This window comes from Serratia sp. BNK-10 (genome assembly GCF_047456065.1).
Classification (GTDB): Bacteria; Pseudomonadota; Gammaproteobacteria; order Enterobacterales; family Enterobacteriaceae; genus Serratia; species Serratia ureilytica.
In genome coordinates this window covers 547,979-561,642 of sequence record NZ_CP179894.1, presented here as the reverse complement: position 1 = coordinate 561,642, position 13,664 = coordinate 547,979, and the positions used below count along the sequence as shown (strand labels likewise).

At 59.4% G+C, this 13,664-nt stretch carries 11 protein-coding genes and 1 pseudogene; 5 read left to right on the top strand and 7 right to left on the bottom strand.

Annotation, left to right across the window (positions count from 1 at the left end):
* Positions 1-11: 11 nt before the first annotated feature.
* From ACMGG9_RS02610 to ACMGG9_RS02595, 4 genes are all read right to left on the bottom strand, one after another.
* Entirely contained in the window at positions 12-1,397 is a 1,386-nt protein-coding gene (locus tag ACMGG9_RS02610; protein WP_060659937.1) for a glycoside hydrolase family 1 protein, read from the bottom strand.
* Positions 1,398-1,440: 43 nt separating this feature from the next.
* Positions 1,441-2,802 (bottom strand): PTS N,N'-diacetylchitobiose transporter subunit IIC, encoded by a 1,362-nt coding sequence (gene chbC, locus ACMGG9_RS02605; protein WP_033641899.1) that lies wholly within the window; start codon positions 2,800-2,802, stop codon positions 1,441-1,443.
* A gap of 12 nt (positions 2,803-2,814) precedes the next feature.
* Positions 2,815-3,132, bottom strand: a complete 318-nt coding sequence (locus tag ACMGG9_RS02600; RefSeq protein WP_004932561.1) for a PTS sugar transporter subunit IIB — start codon at positions 3,130-3,132, stop codon at positions 2,815-2,817.
* A 417-nt stretch (positions 3,133-3,549) separates the two neighbouring features.
* Entirely contained in the window at positions 3,550-4,443 is an 894-nt protein-coding gene (locus ACMGG9_RS02595) for a LysR family transcriptional regulator (protein ID WP_042783708.1), read from the bottom strand.
* A 169-nt stretch (positions 4,444-4,612) separates the two neighbouring features.
* Here ACMGG9_RS02595 and ACMGG9_RS02590 point away from each other — a divergent pair, with 169 nt between their 5' ends.
* From ACMGG9_RS02590 to ACMGG9_RS02575, 4 genes and pseudogenes are all read left to right on the top strand, one after another.
* On the top strand, positions 4,613-5,350 hold the full coding sequence (locus tag ACMGG9_RS02590; protein ID WP_413715107.1) for an SDR family NAD(P)-dependent oxidoreductase: 738 nt from the start codon (positions 4,613-4,615) through the stop codon (positions 5,348-5,350).
* 12 nt (positions 5,351-5,362) lie between these two features.
* Positions 5,363-6,334: an aldo/keto reductase gene (locus ACMGG9_RS02585; RefSeq protein WP_033651640.1), complete on the top strand. Its 972-nt coding sequence runs from the start codon at positions 5,363-5,365 to the stop codon at positions 6,332-6,334.
* A gap of 30 nt (positions 6,335-6,364) precedes the next feature.
* Entirely contained in the window at positions 6,365-7,357 is a 993-nt protein-coding gene (locus ACMGG9_RS02580; RefSeq protein ID WP_414161891.1) for a hypothetical protein, read from the top strand.
* A gap of 194 nt (positions 7,358-7,551) precedes the next feature.
* Positions 7,552-8,169 (top strand): annotated as a pseudogene (locus tag ACMGG9_RS02575) (Fic/DOC family protein).
* On the opposite strand, the gene ACMGG9_RS02570 reads toward ACMGG9_RS02575, so the two are convergent.
* Positions 8,166-8,333 carry a hypothetical protein gene (locus ACMGG9_RS02570; protein ID WP_162882342.1) on the bottom strand — a complete coding sequence of 56 codons (168 nt, stop codon included), beginning with the start codon at positions 8,331-8,333 and terminating at the stop codon, positions 8,166-8,168. The pseudogene ACMGG9_RS02575 and the gene ACMGG9_RS02570 overlap by 4 nt on opposite strands.
* 394 nt (positions 8,334-8,727) lie before the next feature.
* Between ACMGG9_RS02570 and mutS the strand changes: the two genes are divergently transcribed.
* On the top strand, positions 8,728-11,283 hold the full coding sequence (gene mutS / locus ACMGG9_RS02565) for a DNA mismatch repair protein MutS (protein WP_033651712.1): 2,556 nt from the start codon (positions 8,728-8,730) through the stop codon (positions 11,281-11,283).
* A 78-nt stretch (positions 11,284-11,361) separates the two neighbouring features.
* On the opposite strand, the gene rpoS is transcribed toward mutS, so the two are convergent.
* Positions 11,362-12,360 (bottom strand): RNA polymerase sigma factor RpoS, encoded by a 999-nt coding sequence (rpoS, locus tag ACMGG9_RS02560; RefSeq protein ID WP_019455119.1) that lies wholly within the window; start codon positions 12,358-12,360, stop codon positions 11,362-11,364.
* A 54-nt stretch (positions 12,361-12,414) separates the two neighbouring features.
* A complete protein-coding gene (gene nlpD / locus ACMGG9_RS02555; RefSeq protein ID WP_033641891.1) occupies positions 12,415-13,413 on the bottom strand; it encodes a murein hydrolase activator NlpD in 999 nt (332 codons plus the stop codon).
* Between the last annotated feature and the right edge of the window lie 251 nt (positions 13,414-13,664).

Below are 13,664 nucleotides of genomic sequence, written 5' to 3'. Positions count from 1 at the left end.
CCGGCCTCCCGTTAGTCAAATCCGTTGCGTCTGGCCGCCTCGGCAAACCAGTAGCCGCTTTTTTTGATGGTGCGCCGCTGCTCCGCCCGATCCAGCCGCACCAGCCCATAACGATTCTTGTAGGCGTTCAGCCAGGACCAGCAGTCGATAAAGGTCCACAGATGATAGCCCTTGCACTGCGAGCCTTCCGCCAGCGCGCGGTGCAGCCACTTCAGGTGATCGCGAATAAACTCGATGCGGTAATCGTCCTCCACCCGCCCATCGGCGCCGATAAACGCCTCTTCGCCCTCAACGCCCATGCCGTTTTCGGAAATATAACAAGGCAGATTGCCGTAGTTCTCTTTCAGATCCATCAGAATGTCGTACAGCCCCTTTTCATAGATCTCCCAGCCGCGATGCGGATTGATTTTGCGACCCGGCATTGCATAGTAACTGAACAAGTCCTCCGGCAGCGCGATCGGCTCCCCGGCGCGGCGCCCTGCTTTCGCCTGTACCCTGCGCGGCTGGTAGTAGTTGACGCCGAGGATATCGACCACGCCGCCTTCGATCAGCTGCGCGTCCTGCGGTTCGCAGTAAGGCATCAGCCCATGCTGCGCCAACAGATGCAGCAACGCCGCCGGATAGCGCCCTTTGGCGACCGGGTCGAGAAAGCTGCGATTGAGCAGCAGATCGGCGTCGTGTGCCGCCTGTAGATCCTCCGGCGCGTCGGAGCGCGGATAGGTTGGGCTCAGGTTCAAAATGATGCCGATGCTCCCCGGCAGCCCCCGCGCTCTGAAACGTTGCACCGCCATGGCGTGCGCCAGCACGCTGTGATACGCCACGGTGACCGCCCGTTTGAAGTCCACCACGCAAGGGTAATGCAAGTCATTCAGGTAACCGGCCTCTACCGGCACGATCGGCTCGTTGAAGGTGAACCAGTGGGTGACCCGATCGCCAAACAGGCCGAAGCAGATGTCGGCGTAACGCGCATAGGCGTCGATCACCGCCCGGCTTTCCCAGCCGCCGCGCTGCTGCATGCACAGCGGCATATCGAAGTGGTAGAGATTGATAAACGGGGTGATGCCCTGCGCCAACAGCTCGTCGATCATCGCGTTGTAGAATGCCGCCGCCTGCGGGTTCACCTCGCCGTCGCCGTCCGGGATCAGCCGTGACCACGAGATCGAGGTTCTGAAGGTATTGTGGCCCAGCGTTTTGAGCAGCCCGATATCGGTGCGGAAATGGTCATAAAAGGTCGAGGCCTCGGCCGGCCCCACCCGATCGTGAAAGCGCTCGGGCGCGATCTCGTACCAATAGTCGAAGATGTTGCGGCTCTTGCCGTCCCGCGCAGCCGCCCCTTCAGACTGCGGCGCGGAGGTGGCGCTGCCCCACCAGAACCCGTCGGCAAATTGATATTCCATACTCGCGTCCCTCGCGGGGCGGCCGCGCCGCCCCGTTCCACAGTTAGAATTTCAGCGCCTTGGCGATGTCTTCTTCGCTTTCCGTCGCCGCGTCGATCTGGCTTTGCGCCTTGTTGGAAATCGCCACGAACGGCAGATAAATCACGGTGGCGACCGCCAGGTTGAACAAGCTCAGCAACAGGGCCATGATGCTGCCGTTGGTGTTGAAGAACGCTCCCAGGCCGACCGGCATGGTCCAGGGCGCGATGTTGGTGATCGGCGGGATCAGCCCGGAGTAGTAAGCCAGCGAGGTGATGAGGGTCAGCACCGGCTGCACCAGGATGAACGGAATAAACATCACCGGGTTCATGATCACCGGCAAACCGAATAGGATAGGTTCGTTGATCTGGAAAATGCCGGATGGCGTCGCCAGTTTGGCGACCTGGCGGTAATCTTCGCGGCGCGAGGCGATGAAGATGGCGATGATCAGGCCCAGCGTCGAACCGGTGCCGCCGAGGTAAATATAAGAGTCGACGAACGGTTTCGCCCACATGTGGAACTCTTTGCCGGCGGCCACCGCCGCCTCGACCGAACCGTATTTATTGTACAGCTCCACGTTTTCCAGCGCGAAAGGCGTCATGATGCCGCTGTCCAGCGCCGCCAGCGCCATGGAACCGTGTACCCCAAAGAACCACAGCAGCGAAGAGAAAAGCACGTATACCCAGCCCACCACGCTGCCCATCTTGGCCAGCGGCGCCGAAATGCCGTCCATGATGATCTGGTGGAAGTTAGTGCCCCAGTGCGCCAGCGCGAACGCCACCAGCCCCATGATGGAGAGGATGATGAAGCCGGGGATCAGCGCCGAGAAGGAGCGCGACACCGAAGCCGGCACGCTGTCCGGCAGGCTGATCACCCAGTTGCGCCGCACGATGAAGGCAAACATCTCAGCCACCGCCAGCCCGATCACCATACCGGAAATGATGTTGGCGCCGCCCAGCCAATTGGCGCCCACCGCATAGGCCTCGCCGACGTTGAACGGCGTGACGGTCATGAAGGCCGCCACCGCCAGCAACGCCGAGGCCAGGGGATCGACTTTGCGCTCTTCGGCCAGCGCCATGCTGATAAAGAACGGCGTCATCAGGGACATGATCCCCAACGTACCGTTGTAAACGCTGCCGCCAATACTCTTCAGGCTATTGAGCGTCTCGATGGTGGAGGCGTCCAATCGCACGCCCAGCGAATAGAAGAACGATCCCTCGCCAAAGCTCAGGAACACGTTGTTGATCAACACGAACATCGCCCCGGTCAAGGTCAGCGGCATCAGGCGGATAAAGCCGTTTTTGATGGCGTTGACGTGGGGCTGCTTACCGATTTTTACGGCGAAAGGCAGGATAACCTTCTCGAGCGAGGCAATGAGGGTATTCACGGCGGCCTCCTGTTATTGATTGGCTTTCTTGATGGCGGCCACCGCGGCCTTCAGCACGCCCAGCCCATCGACCTTGCCGTACAGCAGCGGATCGATGACTTCAACAGGTTTATTGGGCAACTGTTTCTGCACTTCCGGCAGGGTGTAGGCGATCTGCGGCCCCAGCAGGATCAGATCCGCTTCAACCCCCTTCTCCGCGGCCAGCGCTTCCGGATAGGCGGCGATGATCACCGGCACTTCATATTTTTCGGCCTGCGCCTTCATTTTTGATACCAACAGGGAAGTGGACATACCGGCAGAACAAAACAGATAGATTTTTTTCTTTTCCATACCAAGCACCTCAGATAATCAAAAAAACCCGGTGTTATTTGTATGCCAGATGCAATCACGATTGCTTCACGCACATTCCTTATGAAAATTTCCGTCACGTTGCCCTGGTTACAGACAGTATACGGAGCATGAAAAACGGATCGGTAAGCCAGAAGGAGACAGAACCGTCTCTCATTGACCTGATGGATTGACCCTCTTCACATTTCGCACAAAAAAATAGTGTGACCGGGCTCTCAAATAACCGATAAAAACTCAGAATATTCGTAATAAATAATCAAATAGCAATTATAAACAGCAAGTTATAAACTCGCTGGGAATTTAAGGGTTTATTTGCGTCTGAACAAACGGCGAGGGAATAAAAATAGTTCAAGCTTGATTCGCCTGCTGCCATCCGAACGCGATGGCAGGTGAAGAGGATTACGTGGGCAGACGCAGCAACTCAATCACCGTGGCCAACGCCACGGAATGGTTTCTGCGGTTGGGGTAATAGAGGTAAAAACCGGGAAACGGCGCGCACCAATCGGCCAGCACCCGCCGCAGCCGCCCGCTCGCCAGATATTCTTCCACCTCCTGCTCGATGGCGAAAGCGATGCCGACGTTCGCCAGCGCCGCCTGCACCATCATCCTGCCGTCATCGAGTATCAACGGGCTGTTGACCGCCACGGAAAATCGCTGCTCCCCCTGCTGAAAAGCCCATTTGTAGCGCTCGCCTGAAGAAGCTTTGCGCCAACCGATGCAGCGATGCTGCAGTAAATCCTGCGGGTGCGTCGGTTCACCGTGCCGTTGAAAGTAATCCGGCGTGGCGACGATGGCAAAACGCAGATCCGGCGTCAGGCGCACCGCGCGCATATCGTTGTGCAGATCCTCGCCGAGCCGGATGCCGGCGTCAAAGCCCTGCTCGACGATGTTGGCGAACCCCTCGTCCGCCACCACTTCCAGCGTAATGCCGGGGTATTCGCTGGCCAGCCGTCCCAGATGCGGCACGATGGCGAGATCGATCGCCGAACGCGGCGCGTTGATACGCACCAGGCCGCGTGGCCCTTCGCGAAACGCATTCAGGCTCTCCAGCGCGGCGTCGATGTCGGTAAAAGCCGGTACCAACTGCGCCAGCAGATGCTCTCCGGCCTCCGTCGGCGAGACGTTGCGGGTGGTGCGGTTCAGCAGGCGAATGCCCACCTGCGCTTCAAGTTCGCGCAGGGTGTGGGTCAGCGTCGGCGGCGTCACGCCCAATCGGGCGGCGGCGCGGCGGAAGCTGCGTTCACTGGCGATAGCCACGAAGGCCGCCAGGCCGGACAGTTCGGGTTTCTTCATGCTATTGATATAAATTATCTAATAGTGAGATGAATTTTTAGCGGATAGTTATCCGTCATCTAACAACATAGCATTGCGATCGAACCCATTACCAGGTATCGATGCGATGATTAATGCTACAGCTCCAACCCATGAAACGCCGCGCCGTCTGGCGGGCAAAGTCGTACTGGTGAGCGGCGGCGGCACCGGCATCGGCCGCGCCGCCGCGCTGGCCTATGCCCGCGAAGGCGCCAACGTGGCGCTGGCCGGCCGGCGCGCGGCGGAGATCGAAGCCACGGCGCGCGATATCGCGCTGGCTGGCGGCGATGCCCTGCCCATCGTGACCGACGTCTCCCAAGAAGACGATATCCGCCGGCTACTCGCCGCGGTGACCGCCCACTACGGCCGGCTCGACGTCGCTTTCAACAACGCCGGCATCATCGGCAACTTCGCCCCCATCGCCGAACAGAGCAGCGAGGATTTTGACCGGGTGATTGCCATTAACCTCAGAGGCGTCTGGCTGGCGATGAAATACGAGATTGAAACCTTCCTGGCTCAGCGGTCGGGCGGCGTGATCATCAACACCTCCTCCTGGCTGACCCACGGCGCGCTGGCCGGCTCATCCAGCTACTCCGCCAGCAAAGGGGCGCTCGATGCGATGATCCGCGCGGTGGCGCTCGAATACAGCGGCCAGGGCATCCGCGTCAACAACATCAACCCCGGCATCATCGACACGCCGATGGCGCGCGGCAGCGTAGCCGACAGCGCGGCGTTCGCGCCCTTTATCGCCCATACGCCCGCCGGCCGCTTGGGCGAATCGGAAGACATCGGCGATGTGGCGCTGTGGTTGGCGACGGACGAGGCCCGCTTCATCACCGGCCAAAGCCTGCTGGTGGACGGCGGTTACACCATCGCCGGCATGCGCTGAGGAGACGATGCCATGAACTACGTTCGGCTTGGCGACAGCGGCCTGAAAGTGTCTCGTCTCTGCCTGGGCTGCATGACCTATGGCGATCCGGCCTGGCGCCCCTGGGTGCTGAAGGAAGATGAAGCGCGCCCCTTTATCCGCGAAGCGCTGGAAGCGGGCATCAATTTTTTCGATACCGCCAACATTTACTCCGGCGGAGAAAGCGAGCGCATTCTCGGCCGCGCCCTGAAGGCGTTCGCCCGCCGCGAAGACGTGGTGATCGCCACCAAGGCCTACTTTCCGATGGACGCGCAGCCGAACAGCCGAGGGCTGTCGCGCAAGCACCTGCTGCACAGCGTCGACGCCTCTTTGCAGCGGTTGGGGACGGATTACCTCGATCTGTTTGTGCTGCACCGCTTCGACACCGAAACGCCGATCGAAGAAACCGCCGACACCCTCGACGGCCTGGTACGGGCGGGCAAGATCCGCTATCTCGGCGCCTCCTCGCTGCACGCCTGGCGCCTGATGAAAATGCTGGCCTTTCAGCGTCAGCACCGCCTGGCGCCGTTTATTTCGCTGCAAAGCCAATACAACCTGGTGACGCGTGAAGATGAAGAGGAGCTGATCCCGCTGTGTCTGGAGGAGGGGCTCAGCCTGACGCCCTGGTCGCCGCTGGCCCGCGGCGTGCTGGCCGGTTCCGGCAACGCCGGCACGCTGCGCGCCGCCACCGACGAACAGGCGCCCCGTTGGTACGGCGGCAGAAACGAAGTGGAACGCACCGTCGCGGCGGTAGCGGAGGTGGCGGCCGCGCGCGGCGTTCCACCGGCGCAGATCGCGCTGGCCTGGCTGCTGGCCAAACCCGGCGTGGCGTCGCCGCTGGTGGGCATGTCCAAGCCGCACCATCTGCAGGATGCGCTGGCGGCGCTTAATCTCAGCTTATCGCCGCAAGACGTGGCCGCGCTGGAGGCGCCGATGGCGCACGCTGCCCGCCCCGATCGCTGGTAGCCCCTTTTCCGTCATTCCAGGAGAGAAGACATGTCATATGTGCTTACCGCGCGAGCAGCGTTGTTCACCCTCGCCGCCGCACTCCCCCTGACCACTCCGGCGCAGGCCGCCGCCAATACCCACTGCGCCGAAAGCAGCATGACGCTGCCGCTCGGCGCGCTTTATCCCAACGGCATCGCCCGCGCGGCGGACGGCACGCTGTATGTCGGCCTGATCACCAGCGGCAACGTGCTGCGCAAGCGGCCGGGTAAAGCGTGGGAAACCTTTTTCCCTGGCGCTGACACGGTGTTCGCCTCAAACGCGCTGCGGCTGGACGAACGGCGCGGGTTGCTGTGGGGCAATTCGCCGGACTTCCTTTCCGGCGGCAAATCGCGCGCCAACCGCATCTATGCGCTGAACGTCGCCGATGGCACGCTCAACCTCAGCCTGGCGCTGCCGACGGGGGAAATGGGCAACGATATCGTGCTCGGCACAGACGGTACGGTGTACGTGACAGAAACCCGAGGCGGCGGCATCCTGCGCTTGCGGCCGGGCGAAGCGGCATTTAGTACGCTGTTTCAGGATGCGCGGTTGGCGGCTCCGAGCGGGCTGGGCGCGGCCGGGATCGTGCTGCTCGACGATCGGCTGATGGCTGTCGCCAATTTCGGCACCGGTAAGCTTTACACTCTCAGCTATCACGATCCAAAGCCGCAGCTGACGGAAATGCAGCTGCCGCGCCTGATTGAAAACCCGGACGGAATGGGATTGGCGCCGGACGGCGCATTGATCGTGCTGGAGAACGGGATCCAGAGCGGCCAAGGGCGGATCCTGCGGATCGCGTTGCCAAAAGCGACCGGCATGCATCGGATTGAGGTTTTGCGCGAAGGCATGGAGTCGCCGGTCAACCTGACTATCACCCCACAAGGCTGCGCCTTCGTCAGCGAGTCGCGCATCCGCCACCGCCTGCTGCCCGGCCATGAAACCGAAGTGCCCGACAGCTTCCGCATCTATCAACTGCCCTTGCCTCTCACCGCCGCGCAATAACCTCTACGCCGCCTCAGCGGGCGGCCACTCGCGTTGTATCGTTAACATCCAATAAATTGAAACTATTTACTTCGATGCCATTAATCATACTTATGATTAATCCTAACTTAACAACCTGATTTTAATTAAATTGTTCCGCCGCGTATCGCTGATTATACTTGCCTTATCTCCCGCCTCATTTACCGAGCGTAAGCATGAGCCGATACCATGTTTCCAGCAGCGAAGGCTAATATGAGAAAGAATCCGGCGAGCAAGTTCTAGCCAACAAGCTGGGTATTGCCGATAGCAATGAACTCGACGATGCCGAATTGGTATTGCTGGAACAGCTCTACCATTCCGTTTTCGAACAGCATTTTCCGTTAGGGAAAATCACCGTCGAGATGATCAAGGGCTGGCATCGCCGCTGGTTAGGCAATATCTATGCATGGGCTGGACAAGCAAGAACTGTCAATATCAGCAAAGGGGGCTTTATGTTTGCCCCTTCGACGCGATTGCCCAAACTACTGGACGATTTCGAGGTGGAATACCTGGCTCGTTACACACCTTGCTCAGCCATGAGCGAAGAACAGCTGATAGAAGCGATTGCAATAATCCATGTTGAACTGATACTCATACATCCCTTCAGAGAAGGGAATGGCCGTTTGTCACGGCTGTTGGCCGATGTGATGGCGGTTCAGGGCGGGCATAAACCGTTGGATTATCAAAGCTGGGAACAAAACAGAGCCCAATATATCTCAGCGATTCACTCAGGTATGAACATGAACTACGAACCGATGAAACACTGGGTCAGTCAAGCACTAAGAAGGTATTAGGCAAGGCGTAAATGAGCAAATTTTTTACGCGCTTCTTCTAAAGAAGCTTCAACTCTGGCTGAGGGTTGACCTGTTTCAACCGCCGTTGATGTCGCCACGGAACGCGCAATGTCCGTACGGGACGGCTTAGCATAACCCACCTGCACTTTTTTGCTGTTACTCATGACAACCTCTGTTCGCAAATTTGCTGAAGACATTATATCAAGGAATGTACAGGACTTCATTCCCTTGCCTCTCACTCCCGAGCAATAGCTTCACCACCACTCCGGGCGGCCACTTGCGTTGTTGCCCGCAGGCGAACAACAATCTCACCGCGTTACAAACCCGCCTTGCGCAGCGCTTCCCATTTTTACCTGTGACAGCCGATTGCCCGCTGGGCTAGTATAAGCGTCTGTGCAAACCTCAGGTTTGAGTGCGCCGTTTGGCGTTTTGATGATTTGATTTGCGCCGCCCGCCAAACGCTGAGTGGGGCGACGCCTGCTGAAACAATGTGATAGCGAATGACGACAATGAAAATCACAGTTCCCTTTACATTCAATGGATTGGAAAAATAATCGCATGAATAGCACCGATAAACTCGATTCGCACACGCCGATGATGCAGCAGTACCTGCGCCTCAAGGCCCAGCATCCTGAAATCCTGCTGTTCTACCGCATGGGCGACTTCTACGAGCTGTTTTACGACGACGCCAAGCGCGCTTCCCAACTGCTGGATATCTCGCTGACCAAACGCGGCGCCTCGGCGGGCGAGCCGATCCCGATGGCCGGCGTGCCGCACCACGCGGTGGAGAACTACCTGGCCAAGCTGGTTCAACTCGGCGAATCCGTCGCCATCTGTGAACAGATCGGCGATCCGGCCACCAGTAAAGGGCCGGTCGAGCGCAAAGTGGTACGCATCGTCACCCCCGGCACCATCACCGACGAAGCGCTGCTGCAAGAGCGCCAGGACAACCTGCTGGCGGCGATCTGGCAGGATGCGCGCGGCTTCGGTTACGCCACGCTGGACGTGAGCTCCGGCCGCTTCCGCGTCGCCGAGCCGCAGGATCTAGAGACCATGGCCGCCGAGCTGCAGCGCACCAATCCGGCCGAGCTGCTCTACCCGGAAGCCTTCGAACAAATGGCGCTGATCGAGCAGCGCCACGGCCTGCGCCGCCGTCCGCTGTGGGAATTCGAACTGGAGACCGCACGCCAACAACTCAACCTGCAGTTCGGCACCCGCGATTTGACCGGCTTCGGCGTCGAGCAGGCGCATCAGGCGCTGCGCGCTGCCGGCTGTCTGTTGCAGTACGTGAAAGATACCCAGCGCACTTCGCTACCGCACATTCGCGGCATCACCATGGAGCGTCAGCAGGACGGCATCATCATGGACGCCGCCACCCGCCGCAACCTGGAGCTGACGCAGAGCCTGTCCGGCGGCAGCGACAACACGCTGGCGGCGATCCTCGATCGCACAGTCACGCCGATGGGCAGCCGCATGCTGAAACGCTGGCTGCACATGCCGACCCGAGACATCAAGGTGCTGACCGCCCGCCAGCAGGCGATCGGCGCATTGCAGGAACGGTTCGCCGATCTGCAGCCTTCGCTGCGCCAGGTGGGCGATCAGGAGCGAATTTTGGCGCGCCTGGCGCTGCGCACCGCGCGGCCACGCGATCTGGCCCGCATGCGTCATGCTTTCCAGCAACTGCCGGACATCCGCGCGGTGCTGCAAGATGTGGATACGCCGCATGTGCAGCAACTGCTATCTCAGGTAGGCCAGTTCGACGAGCTGCGCGAACTGCTGGAACGCGCGATCGTTGAATCGCCGCCGGTGCTGGTGCGCGACGGCGGCGTGATCGCCCCCGGTTACAACAGCGAGCTGGACGAGTGGCGCGCGCTGGCCGACGGCGCCAGCGACTACCTCGATCGGCTGGAGATCCGCGAGCGTGAAAAGCTGGGGCTGGATACGCTCAAAGTCGGCTTCAACGGCGTACACGGCTACTACATTCAGGTGAGCCGCGGCCAGAGCCACCTGGTGCCGATCCACTATGTACGTCGCCAGACGCTGAAAAACGCCGAGCGCTACATCATCCCGGAATTGAAAGAGTACGAAGACAAGGTACTCACCTCCAAGGGCAAAGCGCTGGCGATCGAGAAAAACCTGTACGACGAGCTGTTCGATCTGCTGCTGCCGCACCTGGCGGAACTGCAGCAAAGCGCCGCCGCGCTGGCCGAGCTGGACGTGCTGGCCAACCTGGCCGAGCGCGCCGACACCCTGAACTACGCCTGCCCGGTCATGAGCGACCAGCCGGGGATCCGCATTACCGAAGGCCGCCACCCGGTGGTGGAACAGGTGCTGAGCGAACCGTTTATCTCCAACCCGCTCTCCCTGTCGCCACAGCGCCGCATGCTGATCATCACCGGCCCGAACATGGGCGGTAAAAGTACCTATATGCGGCAAACGGCGCTGATTGTGCTGATGGCGCACATCGGCAGCTACGTTCCGGCTGCCAAAGCCACCATCGGCCCGGTGGATCGCATCTTCACCCGCGTCGGCGCGGCGGACGATCTGGCTTCCGGCCGTTCCACCTTCATGGTGGAGATGACCGAAACCGCCAATATTCTTCACAACGCCACCGAGCACAGCCTGGTGTTGATGGATGAAATCGGCCGTGGCACCTCCACCTACGACGGCCTGTCGCTGGCCTGGGCCTGCGCCGAGAACCTGGCCAACCGCATCAAAGCGATGACGCTGTTCGCCACCCACTACTTCGAGCTGACGACGCTGCCGGAAAAAATGGAAGGCGTGGTCAACGTGCATCTGGACGCGCTTGAGCACGGCGACACCATCGCTTTTATGCACAGCGTGCAGGACGGTGCAGCCAGCAAAAGCTATGGCCTGGCGGTCGCCGCGCTGGCCGGCGTGCCGCGCGACGTCATCAAGCGCGCCCGCCAAAAGCTGCGCGAGCTGGAATCCATCTCCAGCCACACCGCGTCGGGCAGCGTTGATGCCACCCAGATGACGCTGTTGCAGGAAGAGACTTCGCCGGCGGTAGAAGCCCTGGAGGCGCTGGATCCGGATTCCCTGTCGCCGCGCCAGGCGCTGGAATGGATCTACCGGCTGAAAAATATGGTGTAGTCAGACGCCAAACGCGGGCATAAAAAACGGTGAGCATCATGCTCACCGTTTTTATTTGATGCGGTTCAACAACCGGCGTTATTCGCGGAACAGCGCCTCAATGCTCAGGCCCTGCATCTGCAGAATCTCACGCAGGCGACGCAGACCTTCAACCTGAATCTGACGGACGCGTTCACGCGTCAGGCCAATCTCCCGGCCCACGTCTTCCAGCGTCGCCGCTTCATAGCCCAGCAGGCCGAAACGACGCGCCAACACTTCACGCTGTTTGGCGTTCAGTTCGAACAGCCATTTGACGATGCTTTGCTTCATATCGTCGTCTTGCGTGGTGTCTTCAGGCCCGTTGTCCTTCTCGTCGGCCAGAATGTCCAGCAGCGCTTTCTCCGAATCCCCGCCCAGCGGCGTATCCACCGAGGTGATGCGCTCATTCAGGCGCAGCATGCGGCTGACGTCATCCACCGGCTTGTCGAGTTGCTCGGCAATCTCTTCAGCGCTCGGTTCATGATCCAGTTTATGGGAAAGCTCGCGCGCGGTGCGCAGATAAACATTCAGTTCTTTGACGATATGGATAGGCAAACGAATGGTGCGGGTTTGGTTCATGATCGCCCGTTCAATCGTCTGACGGATCCACCAGGTTGCGTAAGTGGAGAAACGGAAACCGCGTTCCGGGTCGAATTTTTCCACCGCGCGGATCAGACCGAGGTTACCCTCTTCGATCAGATCCAGCAGCGCCAGACCGCGGTTGCTGTAGCGGCGGGCGATTTTCACCACCAGCCGCAGGTTGCTTTCAATCATGCGACGGCGGGACGGCACGTCACCGCGCAGAGCACGCCGCGCAAAATAGACCTCTTCCTCTGCGGTCAACAGAGGTGAATAACCGATCTCACCCAGATAGAGCTGCGTCGCATCCAATACGCGTTGCGTAACGCCTTGAGACAACAGCTCTTCTTCCGCTAAATCGTTCTCGCTGGCCTCTTCTTCTACCAGCGCTTTTTCATCAAACGACTCAGCCTCAGCTCCATTCTCGTCGAAATCCGCATCATCATGTAACTCGTTAACTTTCAGCGTATTTTGGCTCATATGCTGCTCCTACCCGTGATACCGCGAGCAGAATCTCAGCGTATTCTGCCCAATCTATCGCTGCGGAAGATAACGCAGCGGGTTTACGGATTTCCCCTTGTAACGAATTTCAAAATGCAAACGTACTGAACTGGTACCGGAGCTACCCATGGTGGCTATTTTTTGACCCGCCTTCACTTCTTGTTGTTCCCGGACCAGCATTGTGTCGTTATGAGCGTAGGCGCTCAGGTAATCATCATTATGTTTGATGATGATTAGATTACCGTAACCCCGTAAAGCGTTGCCTGCATACACTACGCGACCATCGGCGGTAGCGAAGATAGGCTGCCCACGGGAACCGGCGATATCGACGCCCTTATTCCCACCTTCTGATGAGGAAAAGTTATCAATAATCTTGCCGTCAGTCGGCCATCTCCAGGTACTGACCGGAGCGCTGTTGCTGACGGTGCTGCTCACTGGTGGAGCGGCTTCCGGTGCGGTAACAGGCGCAGTCGCGGTCCCAACCGCTGCGGCGCCCGCTGCAGGTAACATCTTACCTACATTCTGTTTACCCGAGTTTTCAGAATACGCGTTAGTTGATTGAGAATCAACCGTTGCCGTCTGGATCTGGGTGCTGGAAGGTGGCTTCGGAACACCGCCTTTGGTCGCGTCAGTCGTCGCCAGCATACCGCCGCCGCCATTGGCAGAACCATTACCAAGTTGAATGGTTTGGCCAACATTCAGGCTGTAAGGCTCGGGAATATTGTTGCGCTGCGCCAGGTCGCGGAAATCGTTGCCGGTGATCCAGGCGATGTAAAACAGCGTATCACCGCGCTTGACCGTATAGGTGTCGCCGCCGCTGTAGCTCCCTTTAGGGATAGCGTTATAACTGCGGTTATAGACAATGCGGCCCTCTGGGCTGGCCTGCTGCGCTCCGCCATTATTATTGCCGGATGGAACGGCGCCGCCGCCGCCCACGCTGCTGATAGGGGCTGACGTCGAGGCCGTGTTTGTACAACCCGCCAACCACAAACTTACCATCGTACACACCGCAACCCGGCGTAACGTAATCATTGGGCTTCCCGTGCTCATGCTTCCCCCATGACAGCAATATCAGTGATATATCCAAAATACCCTTTACATCGTAGCCGAGCTTTTGCCACTTCCCAGTTTCTGCGATGTAAAGGCGCCGCCGGCCGATCCCTGAACGCCAGGTCATCTCCCGCCGGAGCATCAAAACGCGCGCCAATGCTAACCACATTGGCGTCACCGCACCATAAGACAACTACGTAGAAAGGCCAATTCTAGTGAAAATTAGCCTGATT